The organism is Streptomyces sp. NBC_01788, from assembly GCF_035917575.1.
GTDB lineage: Bacteria > Actinomycetota > Actinomycetes > Streptomycetales > Streptomycetaceae > Streptomyces.
Genome location: NZ_CP109090.1, coordinates 6,198,721 through 6,216,685 on the forward strand (window position 1 = coordinate 6,198,721; position 17,965 = coordinate 6,216,685).

Here is a 17,965-nt window from a genome sequence, read left to right on the forward strand (position 1 = left end):
CACGTCCGTGTGCCGAACCGGTGGGGTGAACGGTGCCCGCGGGACGAGAAGGCCCAGGTGTGCGGGGTGGGCCGAGCGGGCCGCGAGGGCCGCGGGGCCCGGGCGCGCCCGCGGGTCAACGGGAGGGCCCGGTGCTCACCCGGAGGGATGGCGGGCGCGGGGGCGTGCGGCACCGCCCGGGACGCGAACGGCGGCCGGTGCCGGTCACCGGCTATGAATCAGCTCACTCGGCGGGGGCCGGGCCGCCGGAACACGTAAGCACCGTGCGGAAGTTGGGAAAGGAGCTGTGCATCCGGCTGCGTCGTGCGCCGCTCCCGGAGTACCCTTCCTTGATCGTTGGGACGGGGAGTGCCCGGGGGAGCGGAAGGCGGTGCACGGGTGGGCTCGGGAGGCCTGGAGCTGCCCTCTGGTGACGAGGGTCACGAGGGGCACTCCGCAGACGTCCCCTCCGGCGCGGTGTCCCTGGCCCGGCCGATGGACGCGGGTGCCATCGGGCCGGAGCTGGACTGGGACGCGGGCGCCTGGCGCGAGGTGCGTACCCGCGCCCAGCGGGCCGGCCGCGCCTACATCTGGCTGAACCTCGTCGAACAGCGGCTGCGCGCCGTCGTGGCCGCCGTGCTGCGCCCCGTCTACGAGCCCGTCCACGGCGACGACTGGGTGGTGGCCGCCGCCGGACCGGCCGGCCAGGAGTGGGTGCAGCGGGCCGTCGCGGTACGCGAAGTCAGCCGCCGCAAGGGCTACTTGCTCGACCCGGCCGACGACAACGTGATCAGCTTCCTCACCCTGCCGCAGATGCGTGAGCTGGTGGTGCAGCACTGGCCGTGCTTCGCGCCCTACATAGACGAGCGCCGGGACGTCGAACTCGCCCTGGACGAGCTGGAGGTGGCCCGCAACGTCGTCTCCCGCAACCGGGCGCTGTCGGAGGCGGTGCTGAACCAGGCCGAGCGGGCCTCCGCGCGGCTGCTCGACATCCTCGGCACCGGCGGCGACGTGCCTTCCGCCCGTCGGCTGCCGGTCGACGCGGTCGAGGACCTGGTCGGCGACCGGTACGCGGACGTGGTCGCGGTGCACCCGGACCGGGTGCGGCTCATGCGCCAGTTCCCGGCCGAGGACATGTTCGGCGGCGCCCGCCGCCTGGACGCCATCGGCATCGGCCTGAACCTGCTCGTGCAGAACTTCTCCGGCCGGCGCCTGGTGCGGCTCGCCGAGTCCGGCTGCCGGGTGCGGCTGCTGTTCCTCAACCCGGCTTCCAGCGCGGTGAAGCGGCGCGAGCGCGAACTCGGGCTCAAGCGCGGGGAGCTGAGCCGCTCGGTGGAGATGAACATCCTGCACATGCGCCGGGTGCGCGGCAGGCTGCGCGACCCGGGCGCCTTCGAGATCCAGGTCTACGACGAGACCCCCCGGGTCACCGCCTACCTGGTGGACGGCGACGGCTCGGACGGTGTCGGGGTCGTGCAGTCCTATCTGCGGCGCAGCCGGGGCATGGAGGCCCCCGTCTTCGTCCTGCGGAACGGGAACAAGGTGGTCAAACCCGGCGACATCGACGAAAGCGGCCTCTTCTCCGCCTATCGCGAGGAGTTCGAGCTGATGTGGGCGGATTCGCGCCCGGTGTCCTGAAACGCCCTCAGTCCCCGGGTGCCAAGCGGAACGTGGTCCTCGGTTTGTCAGTGGCGCGTGCGATCGTGGAGGCCACTGGGGGAACGCACCACCGAGAAGGGGGGCCGCCATGGGCCGGCACCGGGAACTGCTGATCGGCTTCGACCTGGAGACGACCGGGACGGATCCGCGCGAGACGCGCATCGTCACGGGGGCCGTGCGATGAGCTGGAACAGGGGGCCGTTGATGGCCTTCGACCTGGAGACCACGGGCACCGACGTCGAGACCGACCGCATCGTCACCGCGGCGGTCGTACGACTGGATCCGGACGGGGCGGTCTCGAAGGAGCGCACCTGGCTGCTCGATCCCGGGGTGGCGATACCGGAGCAGGCGTCGGCGATCCACGGAATCTCGACGGAGCGGGCTCGCAGGCACGGGGCACCGGCTGCTCCCGCGATCGAGGAGATCGCACGGGCCGTCGCCGAGGGGATGCGATCGGGGACGCCCCTGGTCGTGATGAACGCACGCTACGACCTGTCACTGCTCGACCGTGAGTGCCGGCGATACGCGATCGAGTCGGTCACTGAGCGGCTGGGCAAGGGGCCTTGGCCCGTCATCGATCCGTTGGTCATCGACAAGCACGTGGACAAGTACCGGAAGGGGAAGCGGGCCCTGACCGCGCTGTGTGCGCACTACGGCGTGCCGCTCGACGACGCGCACGATGCGAGGGCGGACGCCGTGGCCGCCGCCCGGGTGGTACGGCGCATGGGGGAGAAGTACCCGGCCATGGGGGAGTTGGCGCCGACGGATCTCCATGACCTTCAGGTCCGTGCGGCAGCCGAGCAGGCGGCATCGCTGCAGCGATATCTCAGGCGCACCTCGAACCCCGATGCGACCGTCCAATCGGCCTGGCCCGTCATCCCGTACTGCTGACGGACCCACCGATCGCAGCTGAAAAGGACACGAAGTCGTGAATCTCAGAGCAAGGGTCGCGCGGCTGGTCGCCGTGGCCGGTCTCGCCGCGGCGGTATCGAGTTGCGGCTATGCCGAACCGTGTGCCGGTATCGGTGTCTCCTCCTACGCCTCGGTGAGTCTCCTTCAGTCGGAGTATCCCGAATTTGTCGATGGCACATACGAGTTGTGCGCCTTCGGCCACTGCTCCACAGAGCACTTCGTCGACCGGCAGATCATGATCGCCAATCTCGATCTGCCGGACGAGATCGGTCCGGCTCATGGAACGGTGCGGCTGCGGATGATCCCGAAGGGTGCGCGCACGCCGACGGTGGACGAGTCCGCTGAAGTCACTCTGGACTCGCAGTCCGACAACTGCGGTGGCTTCGGTTACAACAGGGGCCTCGCCCTGACCAAGGCAGGGGGGCTGAGCAGTCCCATTCCCACCACGGGGGAATGGGACTACAGGAAGCGGTTCTCACCGACTGCTCCTCCTGCCTCCCCCAAGGCGGGTGGATCACCGGCCGGGCTGAGCGGGTGACCGCCGGGCCGGGATCGCACGGTGCGATCCCGGCCCGACGTCTTCGGGGCGAGCGCGAGGAGTCGGCCCGGGCGCGGCGGTCGGGCGGGTCAGAACGGGTACCAGCGCACTGTCGTGTCGCCGTCGCGCAGGGATGCCACCCGGCGTTCGAACTCGGCCAGCGCCCTGGGGTTGGTGGGGGCGTGCTGGGCGACCCAGGCGCAGCTCGCCGTCTCGCGGGCGCCGCGCAGCACGGGGCAGCCCTCCCACTCCCGTACGTCCCAGCCGTAGGTCCGCGTGAAGGCGTCGTAGGCGTCGGCGGGCAGGCCGTAGCGGTCCCGGGACAGGGCCATGACCACCAGGTCGTGCTCGCGCAGGTCCGCCGAGAAGGTCTCCAGGTCGACCAGGACCGGCCCGTCCGGACCGATGTGCACATTGCGCGGCAGCGCGTCGCCGTGGATCGGGCCCGGCGGCAGGTGCGGGGTGAGCGCGGCGGCGGCCGCCGCGAAGCCGTCCCGGCGCTCCCGCAGATACGCCGCGTCGGCCGGGGAGATCGCGTCGCCCGCGAGCCGCAGCCAGCGTTCCACGCCGCCGAGCAGTTCGCGGGGCGGCAGCTCGAACTCGGGGGCGGGCAGGGCGTGGACCAGGCGCAGTAGCTCCGCCAGGTCCGCCGGCCCGGCGGGCCGTACCGGATCGGGCAGCCGGTGCCACACGGTCACCGGATGCCCCTCGACGAGGATCGCCTCCTCGGCGGCGGCCCGCACCGCGGGGACACCGGCCTCGGCCAGCCACATCGCGATCCGTAGCTCCCGCCGCGCCCGGTCCCACAGCTCCGCGTCCCGGCCCACCTTGACGACGAGGTCCCCGGCGGCGAACACCGCGTTCTCGCCCAGCGCGAGCAGCCGCGCGTCGCGCACCGGACCGGCCAACACCCCGGCCCCGCCCAGTACCTCCCGAGCCCGCGCCTCGTCCATCCTCAGCCTCCGTGTCCTCGTCCGGACCCCGGCAACCACACCGAGGCCCCGCGTTTTCGCCGGGTCAGTGTCGCATCCGCACAGGTCGGGGCAGGTGTCCGGCGCCCGCCCCGTAGCGAGCCGCCGCCGCCGAAACCGCGTTGCACGAGACGTATCGTCTCGTCTAGAGTCCTGGACATGCCCACTCGCGCCCACATCGCCATGTTCTCCGTCGCCCTCCACGGACACGTGAACCCCAGCCTCGAAGTGATCAGGGAACTCGTCGCACGCGGACACCGGGTGACGTACGCCATCCCGTCCGTCTTCGCGGAGAAGGTCGCCGAGACCGGCGCCGAGGTGAAGTCCTGGCACTCCACGCTGCCCTCGCCCGACGACGACCCCTCCGCCTGGGGATCCACGCTGCTCGACAACGTCGAACCGTTCCTGAACGACGCGATCCAGGCCCTGCCCCAGCTGATCGAGGCCTACCGCGGCGACGAGCCGGACCTCGTCCTGCACGACATCACCTCCTACCCGGCCCGCGTCCTCGCCCACCGCTGGGGCGTGCCGGCGATCTCCCTCTCCCCGAACCTCGTGGCCTGGGAGGGCTACGAGGAGGAGGTCGCCGAACCGCTGTGGGCCGAGCCCCGGAAGACGGAGCGCGGCCGGGCCTACTACGCCCGCTTCGAGGCGTGGCTCGCGGAGAACGGGATCACCCTGCACCCGGACCGGTTCGCCGGCCGCCCCGACCGCTCGCTCGTCCTGATCCCCCGCGCGCTGCAACCGCACGCCGACCGGGTCGACGAGAAGGTCCACAGCTTCGTCGGCGCCTGCCAGGGCGACCGCTCGGCGCAGGGCGGCTGGGAGCGGCCCGCCGGGGCCGAGAAGGTGGTGCTCGTCTCGCTCGGCTCCGCCTTCACCAAACAGGCCGCCTTCTACCGGGAGTGCGTCGAGGCCTTCGGTGCACTGCCGGGCTGGCACACGGTGCTCCAGGTCGGCAGGCACGTGCGCCCGGACGAACTCGGCGAGGTCCCCGCGAACGTCGAAGTACGTTCCTGGGTGCCGCAGTTGGCGATCCTGCGCCAGGCCGCCCTGTTCGTCACGCACGCCGGGGCCGGGGGCAGCCAGGAGGGCCTGGCCACCTCGACGCCGATGATCGCCGTACCGCAGGCCGTCGACCAGTTCGGCAACGCGGACATGCTCCAGGGCCTCGGCGTGGCCCGCCACCTCCCCATGGAGGAGGCGACCGCCGGGAGCCTGCGTGCCGCCGCGCTCGCCCTCGTCGACGACCCCGAGGTGGCCCGGCGGCTGAAGGACGTCCGGGCCGCCATGGCCCAGGAAGGCGGCACCCGGCGGGCCGCCGACCTCATCGAGGCCGAACTGCCCGCCGGGTGAAGGTGACACGCGCTGCCCGCCGAGGGCTCACACGCCCAGTGGCTCGCCCTTGCTCGGAGCGGGCGGGGCCGGCGGGGCCGCCGCCGGCTCCAGGGGCTCGTCGTGGGAGAGGTCCGGGAGGCGGTGCAGCCAGCGGGGCAGGTACCAGTTGCGTTCGCCCAGCAGGGACATCACCGAGGGCAGCAGCACCCCGCGGATGACCGTGGCGTCGATGAGCACCGCGGCCGCCAGGCCCACACCCATCTGCTTCATCGACTGCATGGACAGCGTCCCGAAGATCGCGAACACGGCGACCATGATGACCGCGGCGCTGGTGACGACACCCGCCGTGGTGACCACACCGTGCTGGATGGCGTCCTTCGTGTCGCGGCCGCGCAGCCGCGCCTCGCGGATCCGGGAGACCACGAAGACGTGGTAGTCCATCGAGAGGCCGAACAGGATCACGAACAGGAACAGCGGCAGCCAGGTGACGATCGCGCCGACACCGTGGGCGCCCACCAGGGACGCCCCCCAGCCGTGCTGGAAGACCGCGACGAGGATGCCGTAGGCGGCGCCCACGGACAGCAGGTTCAGCACGATCGAGGTGATCGCGACGGTCAGCGAGCGGAACGACAGCAGCATCAGCAGGAAGGCGAACACCACGACGAAGACGAACACCGGCACGACGGAGCCGATGAGCTGCGCGTTGAAGTCGTGCGAGCCGGCGACCTGGCCGGTGATCGGCGCCTGGACGCCGTCGACCTTGCCCAGCGTGGCGGGCCGCACCTCGTCACGCAGCTTCTCCAGGTTCTTGCCCGCCTTGTCGAGGTCCGAGCCGCCGACCAGCGGGACGGAGACGAGGGCGACGTTGTGGTCCGCGTGCAGCCGGATGTCGACCGGGCCGCGCGAGGCGCCCGAGGCAACCGCCTGCTCCTTGAACTCGGCCAGCGCCTGCCGCACCTCGGGAGCGTTGATGTCGTCCGCCTTCACGACCACCTGGGCCGGCTGAGTACCGCCGGGGAAGGCCTCGTTGAGCCGCTGGTAGGTCTGCACGATGGGCAGCGAGTCGCCGAACTCCTGGTCCAGCGTGAGCTGCGACGTCTTCATGCCCAGCGCCGGGGCCGCGACGGCGAGCAGCGCGCCCACGGCCACCGCGGCCGACACCGCCGGCCGGGCCAGCACACGCCGCAGCACGGCCGTCCAGAACCTGCTCTCCCCGTTGCCCTGCCGGCCCCGCCGCAGGAACGGCAGGCGCCCCTTCTCGACCCGCTCGCCCAGCAGCGACAGCAGCGCCGGTAGCACGGTCACCGAGCCGACCATGGCGACGGCCACCACCATCAGCGAGGCCAGGCCCATCGCCTCGAACTCGGCGACCCCGGTGAACAGCATGCCCGCCATCGCCACGCACACCGTGACGCCGGAGACGATGATCGCGCGCCCGCTGGTCGCGGCGGCGATGCGCAGCGCGGTCCCGGCGTCCCGCCCGGCCTCCCGCTCCTCGCGCTCGCGGCGCAGGTAGAACAGGCAGTAGTCGACGCCGACCGCCATGCCGACCAGCAGCATCACGGAGTTGGCCGTGTCGCTCATCGGCTGGAGGTGGCTGACGATGCCCATCAGGCCCATCGTCGCCATGATCGCGGTGATCGCCAGCGCCACGGGCAGCAGCGCGGCCACCAGCGCGCCGAAGGCGATCAGCAGGATCCCGAGGGCCACCGGCACGGCGGAGAACTCGGCCTGCTGGAAGTCGTTCCCGAAGGCGTCGGAGTACTGCTTCTGCATGCTGGCGCCGCCGATCTCCTCGATCCGCAGCGTGGAGTGGTCCTTCTGGACGTTCGCGACGGCGTTGAGCACGGGCTCCACCCGCTCGCCCGCGGTGTCCGCCTCGCCGCGCAGCGAGAACTGCACCAGCGCGCTGCGGCCGTCCTCGGAGATGGTCTTCGTGTCGTACGGCGAGGTCACGTCCGTGGCCAGGCCGGTCCCCTCGACGGCCGTGATCACCTCGCCGACGGCCGTCCGGAAGCCGGCGTCCGTGGCCCTGCCGGAGCCGTCCTTCGCCTGGATCAGGACGGTCTCGCTCGCCGGTTCCTTGATCCCCGCGTCCTCGATGATCTTCGCCGCGGTGTGTGTCTCGCCCTTGAGCTGGTCGCTCTCCTTGACGTCCAGCCGGCCGGCCGCCGACCCCAGTCCCATCGCCAGCACGACGAACAGCACCCAGATCCCGACAGCGGCCCATCGATGCCGGGCGCTCCAGCCGCCGGCCCGCGCAGCGAGGCCCCGCACCCGTGTCTCTGCGTTCACCATGACGGGCTTGCCCCTTCTTGAGAGGCCCTGCGGACCTCGTGCGCGGCGACGGCCCCCTGCCGTCGCCCTCCGCATCGAAGGTAGGTGCGGGGCGGTGCCCCGCTCGTCGTGCTGACCGGTGAAGTGCCGCCGCCCGGGCTCCTCCTGCCGGACCCCGTTTCCTCCGCACTGGGGAGGACGCCGACCCCTTACACGTATCCGGGCTTCTCGGGGGCGCGGATCAGGGGTGCGCGTCACGCCCGCAGCTCTATCGTGGGCGGATGACGATGTACGCCGCGCTGCTGCGCGGAATCAACGTGGGCGGCAAGAAGGTTCCGATGGCCGAGCTGCGCACCCTGGTGGCTGAGCTCGGCCACACCCGTGTGCAGACCCATCTGCAGAGCGGCCAGGCTGTTTTCGCCGCCGGTCACGGCGACGAGGAGTCGCTGGCCGCGGAGTTCACGGCGGCGCTGGAGAAGCGGTTCGGCTTCCCGGTGGACGTGATCGTGCGCGACCACGCCTATCTGCGGGCTGTCGCCGAGTCCTGCCCGTTCCCGGCCGCCGAGCTGGAGGGACGGCAGTTGCACGTGACCTACTTCTCCGCGCCCGTCGGGGCGGAGCGGTACGCGGAGATCGACCAGGAGGCCTACCTGCCCGAGGAGTTCCGCCTCGGCGACCGGGCCCTCTACCTGTACGCGCCGGACGGGCTCGGCCGTTCCAAGCTCGCCGAGCACCTGGCCAGGAAGCGGCTGAACAAGGACCTGATCGCGACCAGCCGGAACTGGAACACGGTGCTCAGACTCGTCGAGCTGACCGCCCCGGACGCCTGACGCGCGCGGACATGACCCGCGCGGGCGCGCCCCCCCACGGGCCCGCTCACCCGAGGGCGGACAGCCGGGACAGCTCGGCGGCGCCGAGGGACAGGCGCGCCGCGTCCAGGTTCTCCTCGAGATGGGCGAGCGTGCCCGTGCCCGGGGTCGGACAGAGCACGGGGGAGCGGTGCAGCAGCCACGCCAGCGCCACCTGTCCGGGCGTGGCGCCGTGCGCGGCGGCGATCCGGGCGCACTCCGGGTTCCCGGTCAACGCGCCGTTGCCCAGCGGGAACCACGGCAGGAACGCGATACCGCGCTCCTCGCACAGCTCCAGCAGCGGCTCCGACGCGCGGTCGGCGAGGTTGTAGCGGTTCTGGACGGAGGCGACGGAGGTCAACTCCATCGCCGAGGCGAGCTGTTCGGCGGAGACGGTGTCCAGGCCGACGTGGCGGATCTTGCCCTCCTCGCGCAACTCGTCGAGCGCGCCGAGCTGTTCGGCCATCGGCACGGCGGGGTCGAGCCTGTGCAGCTGGTACAGGTCGATCCGCTCCAGCCGCAGTCTCCGCAGGCTCGCCTCGCACATCGCCCGCAGCTGCTCCGGCCGCCCGTCGACGCGCCAGGCGTTGTCGCCGGTGCGGACCACCCCGCCCTTGGTGGCGATCACCAGGTCCTCGGGGTAGGGATACAGGGCCTCGGCCACCAGTTCCTCGGCGACGGACGGACCGTAGTTGTCCGCGGTGTCGATCAGGTTCACCCCGCGCTCCACCGCCCGCCGCAGCACGGTCACCGCGTCCCGGGCGTCGCCGCGCGGACCCCAGTAGCCGGGGCCGGTGAGCTGCGCGGTGCCGTAGCCGAGGCGCCGTACGGGCAGGTCGCCGCCGAGCGTGAACATCTGCGGGGTCACACGGTCTCCTGGGTCGTCCGGTGGGGCATGCGGAGGGCTGTGGGAGGCTCGTCCCATGCGTTACATCATCATCGGGGCAGGGGCGGTCGGCGGCGCCGTCGGGGGGCGGCTGGCGCAGAGCGGGCGCGAGGTCGTACTGGTCGCGCGGGGAGCGCATCTCGCTGCGCTGCGCGAGGACGGGCTGCGGCTGGCGGTGCCGGAGGGCGAACTCACGTACCGGCTGCCCGCCGTGGACGGGCCCGAGGCGCTCGGCGAACTGCGCGCCGACGACGTGCTGGTGCTGGCCGTCAAGACCCAGGACACCGAGGCGGCGCTGGCGGCCTGGGGTCCGGCGCCGGTCGCGGGCGGCGGCACGGCCGAGCGGAGACTGCCGCTGCTGTGCGCGCAGAACGGGGTGGAGGGCCAACGGCTCGCCCTGCGCCGCTTCCGGCACGTGTACGGCGTCTGCGTCTGGCTGCCCGCGGCCCACGTCGAACCCGGCGCCGTCTCGGCCGCGGGCACCCCGCTCACCGGCATACTGCACCTGGGCCGCTACCCGGGCGGCACCGACGACACCCTGCGGCGGATCTCCGCCGACCTGGAGTCGGCGCACTTCGAGGCGCCGGTCGTGCCGGACGTGAGCCGCTGGCAGTACGCCAAGCTGCTCGGCAACCTCGCCAACGCGATCGAGGCCGTCAGCGGCCCGCTGGACAGCGAGGCGACGCACGCGCTGTACGGGAGGGTGCGCGCCGAGGGCGAGGCGGTGCTTGCCGCCGCCGGGATTCCCTGGGCGGGTGCCGAGGAGCAGAAGGAGGTCCGCGGCGACAAGATCACCCTGGTGCCGCTGCCCGGCGCCCCGCGCGGCGGGGGCTCCTCCTGGCAGTCCCTCGCCCGGGGCACCGGTTCCATCGAGGCCGACCACCTCAACGGGGAGATCGTGCTCCTGGGCCGGCTGCACGGCATACCGACACCGCTCAACGAACTGCTCCAGCACCTGGCCAACACGTTCGCGCGAGAGCGCCGGGCGGCGGGCTCGATGCCGGTGGCGGAGCTGGTGCGGCTGGCGGACGCGGCGGACACGGAGGGCTGAGCGGGCCGGGCGGGCCAAGTGGCGCATGAAAAGACCTCACGACTGGACCGGGATCCGGTGCCAATCAGCCGCTGGCGTCGACGGCATGACCCCTGACTCGCCCGACTCGCCGACCCGCGTCGACCTCTACTTCGACCCCGCCTGACCGGGACCTCGCCGCGGCCGCGCACGATTCGTCGTACGACGAGGCGGTACGGCGCAGTCACGAGGCCGGTGCTGAGACGGAGACCGGCGCGTACGTGGGGACGCCCACCCTCCACGTCGACGGAACGGTCTGGTTCGGGCCGGTGCTGCGGGCCGTCCCGCGTGGCGCCGAGGCGGCGGAGCTGTTCGACGCCTTCCACGTCCTGGCAACCCGGCCGGACTTCTTCGAACTCAAGCGCACCCGCACCGGGTCACTCCGCTTCGGCTGAGCCCCGGCCGAGGGTCCCTCGCGTACGGCATGGGCGGGATGATCCGCATTCGGGGACCCGCCCGCGGCAGGGCAGTGACACTTGCGGACCGCCGCACGCTGAACTGGATGTCACCACCGCTCACCGGTCAACGGCGGGTGGTGGAGGGGCCGTTCGCGGACCGGCACCACGGGGGAGTGCCGGGCCGCGGGCGGAACCCGTCCTCCGTCCGTCAGGCTCCCAGGGCCGCCGACAGCGGCAGCCGGGCGGCGTCGTAGCGCTCCAGCAGGACCCGGGCCACCTCCGGGGCGGGCCCGAGCACCCCGGCCAGTACGTCGGCGCCGGCCTCGGTCGCGCCGCGGGCGATGCGGTCGGGCAGGAAGCCGGGTGCCAGGACGTACGGGGCGACCGCGACCCTGGCGCAGCCCAGTTCGCGCAGTTCCCGCACCGCGTCCTCGGTGCGCGGCGGGGAGGCGGAGGCGAACGCAGGCCGCACGGCGCACCAGCCGGTGTGCCGCCACTCCCGCGCGATTTCTGCGATCACTGCGATCGCCTCCGGGTCCGAGGACCCCGCCGAGGCCAGTACGACCCCGGTCGAGGACTTGTCGGCGGGGTCGAGCCCCGCCTCGTACAGACGCCTCTCCAGGGCGTCCGTCAGCAGCGGTGAGGGGCCGAGGACCTCCGCCTGCCGGATCCGCAGCCGCGACGGCGCCCGGCGCAGCACCGAGGGGATGTCCGCCTTGGCGTGGAAGGCGCGGGTCAGCAGCAGCGGCAGGGCCACGACGTCCCGCACCCCGTCGGCCGCCAGGGCGTCCAGCACGCCCGGCACGGACGGCACGTTGAACTCCAGGAACCCGGTCTCCACCCGCAGCCCGGGGCGCAGCGCCCGGACCCGGCGGACCAGGGCGTGGACGGTCGCGGCATGGCGCGGATCGCGGCTGCCGTGGGCGACGACGAGGAGAACGGGCTGGTGGATCATGGGCGTTCAGCTCTTCACGAGAAGACCGCGGCCGCGCAGCACCCGCCGCTCCAGCGGACTGAAGATCAGCAGGTCGATGGCGATGCCGACGAACAGGATCAGGATGATGGCCTCGAAGACCATGGCCATGGAGCTCGCGTTGCGGCCGTTCTCCAGCAGCGCGCCCAGGCCGATGCCCAGGTCCGGCGAGGAGGCGATGATCTCCGCCGCCATCAGTGACCGCCAGGAGAACGCCCAGCCCTGCTTCAGACCGGCCAGATAGCCCGGCAGGGCGGCCGGCAGGACGATGTGCCAGGCGCCCCGGGCACCCGTCGCGCCCATCGTGCGGCCCGCCCGCAGGAACAGCGGCGGCACCTGGTCGATGCCGGACACCAGTCCGTTGGCGATGGACGGGACCGCGCCGAGCAGGATCACCGCGTACATCATCGAGTTGTCCAGGCCCAGCCAGATCACCGCCGGCGGCACCCACGCCACCGACGGCAGCGACTGGAGGCCGGACAGGATCGGGCCGAGGGCCGCGCGCACGAACTTCACCCGGGCCACCAGCAGGCCCAGCGGGGTGCCGATGGCCAGCGCGAACAGGAAGCCCAGCAGGCCGCGCGAGACGGACGTCCAGATGAAGCCGAGCAGCTTGCCCTGCAACCAGGCGTCCTTGAACTCGCCGCCCACGTCGGCGGGCGAGGGCAGCCGGCTCGGGTCGTCGACCACCTTCAGGGAGATCAGCGCCTGCCAGACCACCAGGACCACCGCGACCGCCACGACCGGCGGCAGGACCTTGTTGACCAGGGTCTGGCGCAGCGGCGCACGGTCGGCCGCCGTGGTCTCCAGGGCGTCGAGACCGGCCTCGACATCGGCCAGTTCGGCGCCTTGGGCCGTCTTCGTCTCAGTGCTGGCCATGTCGGCGGATCTCCCCACGCAGGACTTCGGTGATCTCCAGGGACAGTTCCGCCACGGGCGCGTCCTCGATGCGGCGCGGCTGCGGGATGTCCACCGTCCACTCGCGGGCCACCCGGCCCGGACGGGAGGACAGCAGGACGACGCGCTGTGCGAGCCGCACCGCCTCGCGCACGTTGTGCGTGACGAACAGCACCGACACCCCGGTCTGCTGCCAGATCCGGGTCAGCTCGTCGTGCAGGACGTCCCGGGTGATGGCGTCGAGCGCCGCGAACGGCTCGTCCATCAGCAGCAGGTTGCTCTCCTGGGCCAGCGCGCGGGCCATCGCCACCCGCTGGCGCATCCCGCCGGACAGTTCGTGGACGCGCTTGCCGTACGCGCCCTTCAGCCGGACGAGTTCGAGCAGCTCCTCGGCCCGGCCGCGCCGCTCCGGCTTCGCCACTCCGCGCAGCCTGAGGGCGAGTTCGATGTTCCTGCCGGCGGTAAGCCAGGGGAACAGGGCGTGCTCCTGGAACATCAGGGCGGGGCGGCCGTCCGTCGTGATGGACCCGGCGGTGGGCCGGTCAAGGCCCGCCACCAGGTTCAGCAGCGTGGACTTGCCGCAGCCCGAGGCCCCCAGGAGGGTGACGAACTCGCCCGGGGCGACATCGAGGCTGATGCCGTCCAGTACGAGTTGCTGCCCGCCCGGTGCCGCGAAGGACTTCGAGACGTTCTCGAGGTGGGCCGCGTGCTCTACGGTCTCGGCGGCCCTGGCAAGGGTCGTGGCCATGGTCGTCACCTCCTGGGAACTCTTCGGCTACGGATCTACTGGGCGCCGAGACCGGCGTCGTCGACGGTCGGCCGGCCCGCGGCCTTCAGCACCTTGTTCAGCGGGGCGAGGTCGTAGATGCCGGCCAGCTTCGGGCTCTGCAGCAGGCCCGCCTTGACCGCGTGCTGCGCCTCGGTGTCGAGAGTGGAGGCCAGCGGGTCGTCGGTGATCTGGATGGACTTCCACGCCGGGTCGAGGACGTTCTCGGGCAGCTCCTTGCCGGAGTCGGTCCCCAGCTGCTTGTTCGCCGCGGCCTTCGCCTCGTCCGGGTGGGCGTTGATCCACGTGTTGGTCTCCACGGAGGCCCTCAGCACCGCCTCGACGGCCTTCGGGTGCTCCTTGAGGAACTTCTGCGACACGATGATGTTCGTGATCACGAACTTCTTGTCGGGCCACAGGGAAGACTCGTCAAGGAGTACCTTGGCGCCTTCGGCGACCAGCTTCGACGCGGTCGGTTCCGGCACCCAGGCGCCGTCGATGGAGCCGGACTTGTAGGCGTCCGGGGTGATCTTGTTGTCGGTGCGGACCACGGAGACGTCGCCCTTGCCGCTCTGCGCGTCGACCTTCCAGCCCTGTTCGGCGATCCAGTTGAGGAACGCCACGTCCTGCGTGTTGCCGAGCTGCGGGGTCGCGATCTTCTTGCCCTTGACGTCCTGCAAGGACTTGATCTTCGCCGGGTCGACCACGAGCTTGACCCCGCCGGAGGCCGAACCGCCGATGATGCGCAGGCTCTTGCCGTCCGACTTGGTGTAGCCGTTGATCGCCGGGGACGGGCCGATCCAGCCGATGTCGATGGAGCCGGAGTTGAGGGCCTCGATCTCGGACGGCCCGGCGTTGAAGACCGACGGCTTGACGACCGTTGCGCCCAACTCCTTCTGGAAGAAGCCCTTCTGCACTCCGACCAGCGCGGTCGCGTGGGTCAGGTTGCCGAAGTAGCCGATCCTGACCGAGTCGAGCCCGTCGGTCTTCTCGGCACCGGCGGCCACCTTCTGCCGGGCGCCGTCGTCGTCGGCCTGGGAGCCGTAGCCGCAGGCGGCGAGCGTGAGCAGGGGCAGGGCGGCGAGCACGACGAGGCCGCGGCGGAGTACGGGCCCGGGGGAGCCCCCGGCGGGGCGGAAGCGGAACGGGGGAAGGCTGGCAGGCACGGGAGGCTTTCCTCTCGCAGGCCCGGCGCTCACGGCCGGTCAGGCCGTGGCCGGGAAGTCGGCAGGTCCAAGTAAGCGGGGGTGGGGGGTGAGGGCGCGCGGGCAGTGCGCGTACGTCAGCGCGCACATCGCGCCACCCCGCCCTGTCCGCTGCCGAGGGCGCCGCTGCCGACCCGGCCGCCCTCCTTGGCGAACGTCGAGTAGAAGTCCCGGGAGTCCATGGTCAGAAGTCCCAGCCGTCCTCGTCCGCCGCGTCCTTGACCGGTGCCGGCGCGGCGAACGACTCGCCGACCATCCCCGCGGTGAGCGTGGTGCCGTCGGCCGGGTCGATCAGGATGAACGAGCCGGTGCGGCGGGAGTCGGCGTAGGAGTCGACCGGCAGCGGCTCGGCGGTGCGGATCTTGACCCGCCCGATGTCGTTGGCGACGAGCCGGCCGGGGTGCGGGTGCAGGGACAGGTCGTCCAGGGTGAGCCGGGACGGGATGTCCTTGACGATCGCCTTGACCGTGCGGGTGCCGTGCTTGAGCAGCACCCGGTGGCCGACGGTCAGCGGCTGGTCGGCGACGTGGCAGACGGTCGCCTCCACGTCCTGGGTGGTGGCGGGCGCGTCCTTGGCGGGCACGATCAGGTCGCCGCGCGAGACGTCGACGTCGTCCCGGAGCAGGACCGTCACCGACTGCGCCGTCCAGGCCACGTCGACCGGCTCACCGAGCAGGTCGATGCCGGAGATCCGGCTGGTGCGGCCGGACGGCAGCACCTTCACCTCGTCGCCGACCCGGAAGCTGCCCGCGGCGATCTGGCCCGCGTAGCCCCGGTAGTCGGGGTGCTCGGCGCTCTGCGGCCGGATCACGTACTGCACGGGCAGCCGCGCGTGGCAGTGCGCCAGGTCGTGGCTGACCGGGACCGTCTCCAGGTGCTCCAGGACGGTCGGGCCGCCGTACCAGTCCATGGTCGCGGACGGCTCCACCACGTTGTCGCCGACCAGCGCCGAGATCGGGATGGCGGTGACCTCCGGGACGCCCAGTTCGGTCGCGTACGCCGTGAACTCCTCGGCGATCGCGGCGAACACGGACTCGCGGTGGTCGACCAGGTCCATCTTGTTCACGGCCAGGACCACGTGCGGCACGCGCAGCAGCGCGGCGATCGCCGCGTGCCGGCGGGTCTGCTCCACCACGCCGTTGCGGGCGTCCACCAGGATCACCGTCAGCTCGGCGGTGGACGCGCCGGTGACCATGTTCCGCGTGTACTGCACATGGCCCGGGGTGTCCGCGAGGATGAACCGGCGGCGCGGGGTGGCGAAGTAGCGGTAGGCCACGTCGATGGTGATGCCCTGCTCGCGCTCGGCGCGCAGCCCGTCCGTCAGCAGGGCGAGGTCCGGGGTCTGCTGGCCGCGGCTCGCGGAGGCGCGCTCCACGGCCTCCAGCTGGTCGGTGAGGACCGACTTGGAGTCGTGCAGCAGCCGGCCCACGAGGGTGGACTTGCCGTCGTCGACGGAGCCGGCGGTGGCGAACCGCAGCAGGGTGGTGGACGCCAGGTCCGTGGTCGTGGTCATCTCTAGAAGTACCCCTCGCGCTTGCGGTCTTCCATCGCGGCCTCGGACAGCTTGTCGTCGGCCCGGGTGGCGCCGCGCTCGGTCAGGCGCGAGGCGGCGATCTCGGTGATCACCTTCTCGATGGTGTCGGCGTCGGAGTCGACGGCGCCGGTGCACGACATGTCGCCGACGGTGCGGTAGCGCACGAGCCGCTTCTCCACGCTCTCGCCGTCCTTGGGGCCGCCCCAGTCGCCGGCGGTCAGCCACATGCCGTCGCGCGAGAAGACCTCGCGCGTGTGGGCGTAGTAGATCCCGGGCAGCTCGATGCCCTCGCGGGCGATGTACTGCCACACGTCCAGCTCGGTCCAGTTGGACAGCGGGAACACCCGGACGTGCTCGCCGGGCGCGTGCCGGCCGTTGTAGAGGTTCCACAGCTCGGGCCGCTGGCGGCGCGGGTCCCACTGGGAGAACTCGTCGCGCAGCGAGAACACCCGCTCCTTGGCGCGGGCCTTCTCCTCGTCGCGGCGGCCGCCGCCGAAGACCGCGTCGAACCGCTCGGACTGGATCCTCTCGGTCAGCGGGAGGGTCTGGAGCGGATTGCGGGTGCCGTCCGGACGCTCCTTGAGGACGCCCCGGTCGATGTAGTCCTGCACGGAGGCGACGTGCAGCCGAAGCCCGTGCCCGGCCACCGTGCGGTCGCGGTAGTCCAGGACCTCGGGGAAGTTGTGCCCGGTGTCCACGTGCAGCAGCGAGAAGGGCACCGCGGCGGGCCGGAACGCCTTCAGCGCCAGGTGCAGCATGACGATGGAGTCCTTGCCCCCGGAGAACAGGATCACCGGGTTCTCGAACTCGCCTGCCACCTCGCGGAAGATGTGCACCGCCTCGGACTCCAGCGCGTCCAGGTGGGAGAGGGTGTACGGGCTGCCCGTGCCCTCGTCGCCCGCCTTGGTCTTGGCGACGGTCGTCATGCCAGTCCCCTTTCGCTGAGCAGCGTGTGCACGGAACCGGCCGACTCCCGGACCGTCTGGTGCTGCGACTCGATGCGCAGGTCCGGCGAGAGGGGCTCCTCGTACGGGTCGTCGACGCCCGTCAGACCCGTCAGTTCACCCGCGGCCTGCTTGGCGTACAGACCCTTCACATCGCGTACCGAGCACACCTCGACCGGGGTGGCGACGTGCACCTCCAGGTACGCCGTGCCGTTCTTCGCGTGCCACTCGCGCACCGCGTCGCGGCTGTCGGTGTACGGCGCGATCACCGGCACCAGCGCCTTGACCCCGTTGCGGGCGAGCAGTTCGGCGACGAAGCCGATGCGCCGCACGTTGGTGTGCCGGTCGGCGCGGCCGAAGCCGAGGCCCGCGGAGAGGAACTCGCGGATCTCGTCGCCGTCGAGCACCTCGACGCGGTGGCCCTCCGCACGCAGCCGTCCGGCCAGTTCGTGCGCGATGGTGGTCTTGCCGGCGCTCGGCAGACCCGTGAGCCAGACGGTGGCTCCGGTCGTCACTGGAAACCTCCGGGGACGCCCCCGGCTTCAGCCGGGGGATGAGTCGGACTCCTGCGGAGCAGGGCAGGGAACGGGGTTTCGCCCAAAAGGTGAAAGACCGCCCAGATGGTCGGGTAGGCTGAGCGCCGTGCGTTGCGAGAGCCAAGCACGCGCAACTCCTTTGTCTTGAATGGGCAACCGGGCAGGTTCCGTCCCGGCTGGTGCTGAGAGCGTCAGACTCGTCCGCTCGCTGAGCGAATTAGCTGCTTGAGCCAGG

Annotated in this window: 16 protein-coding genes and 1 pseudogene; 7 read left to right on the forward strand and 10 right to left on the reverse strand. The window is 71.9% G+C overall.

The window, feature by feature from the left end:
* The first annotated feature begins 378 nt into the window (after positions 1-378).
* The 3 genes from OIE49_RS27985 to OIE49_RS28000 all read left to right on the forward strand — a co-directional run bounded on the left by OIE49_RS27985 (position 379) and on the right by OIE49_RS28000 (position 3,088).
* Positions 379-1,617: an SAV2148 family HEPN domain-containing protein gene (locus tag OIE49_RS27985; protein WP_326804683.1), complete on the forward strand. Its 1,239-nt coding sequence runs from the start codon at positions 379-381 to the stop codon at positions 1,615-1,617.
* A gap of 201 nt (positions 1,618-1,818) precedes the next feature.
* On the forward strand, positions 1,819-2,529 hold the full coding sequence (locus OIE49_RS27995; protein ID WP_326804684.1) for a 3'-5' exonuclease: 711 nt from the start codon (positions 1,819-1,821) through the stop codon (positions 2,527-2,529).
* Between the two features lie 37 nt (positions 2,530-2,566).
* Positions 2,567-3,088, forward strand: a complete 522-nt coding sequence (locus OIE49_RS28000; RefSeq protein WP_326804685.1) for a hypothetical protein — start codon at positions 2,567-2,569, stop codon at positions 3,086-3,088.
* 89 nt (positions 3,089-3,177) lie between these two features.
* Here the strand turns inward: OIE49_RS28000 and OIE49_RS28005 are convergent, their stop codons facing one another.
* A complete protein-coding gene (locus OIE49_RS28005; RefSeq protein WP_326804686.1) occupies positions 3,178-4,041 on the reverse strand; it encodes a phosphotransferase enzyme family protein in 864 nt (287 codons plus the stop codon).
* A gap of 177 nt (positions 4,042-4,218) precedes the next feature.
* Here OIE49_RS28005 and mgt point away from each other — a divergent pair, with 177 nt between their 5' ends.
* The gene (mgt, locus tag OIE49_RS28010) at positions 4,219-5,415 is read left to right on the forward strand and encodes a macrolide-inactivating glycosyltransferase (RefSeq protein ID WP_326804687.1); all 1,197 of its coding nucleotides are present in this window, start codon (positions 4,219-4,221) and stop codon (positions 5,413-5,415) included.
* Positions 5,416-5,442: 27 nt separating this feature from the next.
* Here the strand turns inward: mgt and OIE49_RS28015 are convergent, their stop codons facing one another.
* A complete protein-coding gene (locus OIE49_RS28015) occupies positions 5,443-7,695 on the reverse strand; it encodes an MMPL family transporter (RefSeq protein ID WP_326804688.1) in 2,253 nt (750 codons plus the stop codon).
* Between the two features lie 260 nt (positions 7,696-7,955).
* On the opposite strand from OIE49_RS28015, the gene OIE49_RS28020 reads away from it, so the two are divergent.
* Positions 7,956-8,504 (forward strand): DUF1697 domain-containing protein, encoded by a 549-nt coding sequence (locus OIE49_RS28020; protein WP_326804689.1) that lies wholly within the window; start codon positions 7,956-7,958, stop codon positions 8,502-8,504.
* A gap of 46 nt (positions 8,505-8,550) precedes the next feature.
* Here OIE49_RS28020 and OIE49_RS28025 read toward each other — a convergent pair whose 3' ends face one another.
* Positions 8,551-9,378, reverse strand: coding sequence for an aldo/keto reductase (locus OIE49_RS28025; RefSeq protein ID WP_326806344.1), 828 nt, complete (start codon positions 9,376-9,378; stop codon positions 8,551-8,553).
* 67 nt (positions 9,379-9,445) lie between these two features.
* Here OIE49_RS28025 and OIE49_RS28030 point away from each other — a divergent pair, with 67 nt between their 5' ends.
* Together OIE49_RS28030 and OIE49_RS28035 are read left to right on the forward strand one after the other, a co-directional pair.
* Positions 9,446-10,459: a ketopantoate reductase family protein gene (locus OIE49_RS28030; RefSeq protein WP_326804690.1), complete on the forward strand. Its 1,014-nt coding sequence runs from the start codon at positions 9,446-9,448 to the stop codon at positions 10,457-10,459.
* 149 nt (positions 10,460-10,608) lie between these two features.
* Positions 10,609-10,872, forward strand: a pseudogene (locus OIE49_RS28035) (mycothiol-dependent nitroreductase Rv2466c family protein); the annotation flags it as partial.
* 211 nt (positions 10,873-11,083) lie between these two features.
* On the opposite strand, the gene OIE49_RS28040 reads toward OIE49_RS28035, so the two are convergent.
* From OIE49_RS28040 to cysC, 7 genes are all read right to left on the reverse strand, one after another.
* Entirely contained in the window at positions 11,084-11,830 is a 747-nt protein-coding gene (locus OIE49_RS28040; protein ID WP_326804691.1) for a sirohydrochlorin chelatase, read from the reverse strand.
* Positions 11,831-11,836: 6 nt separating this feature from the next.
* The gene (locus OIE49_RS28045; RefSeq protein WP_326804692.1) at positions 11,837-12,727 is read right to left on the reverse strand and encodes an ABC transporter permease; all 891 of its coding nucleotides are present in this window, start codon (positions 12,725-12,727) and stop codon (positions 11,837-11,839) included.
* Positions 12,714-13,493 (reverse strand): ABC transporter ATP-binding protein, encoded by a 780-nt coding sequence (locus tag OIE49_RS28050; protein ID WP_326804693.1) that lies wholly within the window; start codon positions 13,491-13,493, stop codon positions 12,714-12,716. Before OIE49_RS28050 ends, OIE49_RS28045 begins: the two co-directional genes overlap by 14 nt.
* 35 nt (positions 13,494-13,528) lie before the next feature.
* Complete coding sequence (locus tag OIE49_RS28055; protein WP_401743202.1) at positions 13,529-14,677, reverse strand: aliphatic sulfonate ABC transporter substrate-binding protein; 1,149 nt, start codon at positions 14,675-14,677, stop codon at positions 13,529-13,531.
* 223 nt (positions 14,678-14,900) lie between these two features.
* A complete protein-coding gene (locus OIE49_RS28060) occupies positions 14,901-16,229 on the reverse strand; it encodes a sulfate adenylyltransferase subunit 1 (protein WP_326804694.1) in 1,329 nt (442 codons plus the stop codon).
* A gap of 2 nt (positions 16,230-16,231) precedes the next feature.
* Positions 16,232-17,176: a sulfate adenylyltransferase subunit CysD gene (gene cysD, locus OIE49_RS28065; RefSeq protein ID WP_326804695.1), complete on the reverse strand. Its 945-nt coding sequence runs from the start codon at positions 17,174-17,176 to the stop codon at positions 16,232-16,234.
* Positions 17,173-17,709 carry an adenylyl-sulfate kinase gene (cysC, locus tag OIE49_RS28070; protein ID WP_326804696.1) on the reverse strand — a complete coding sequence of 179 codons (537 nt, stop codon included), beginning with the start codon at positions 17,707-17,709 and terminating at the stop codon, positions 17,173-17,175. Before cysC ends, cysD begins: the two co-directional genes overlap by 4 nt.
* Between the last annotated feature and the right edge of the window lie 256 nt (positions 17,710-17,965).